General features: G+C 47.5%; 1 rRNA gene. It reads left to right on the top strand.

Annotation, left to right across the window (positions count from 1 at the left end):
* A 23S ribosomal RNA gene (locus M3183_RS26985) occupies positions 1-116 on the top strand; the annotation flags it as partial.
* Between the last annotated feature and the right edge of the window lie 139 nt (positions 117-255).

A 255-nucleotide genomic window follows, 5' to 3' on the forward strand; every position in this document is an offset into this window, starting at 1 on the left:
TCCTTTTAGCTAAAGCTAAGTAAGATCCCTGAAAGATGATCAGGTTGATAGGTCAGAGATGGAAGCATGGTGACATGTGGAGTTGACTGATACTAATCGATCGAGGACTTAACCAAAGCGAAAAGCGAAGGCGACTGTTCAACTTCGACAGACGTTGGAGGGCTGGCACTGCAAATCCTGGTTTTAGGATTTGAAGGGACGGACCGAAACGGCCGAGAAGTTAGGAGCCGCAGCTAGACAAATCGAAAAGCGGAA

The sequence above is a fragment of the Neobacillus mesonae genome (assembly GCF_023715155.1).
Classification (GTDB): Bacteria; Bacillota; Bacilli; order Bacillales; family Cytobacillaceae; genus Neobacillus; species Neobacillus mesonae_A.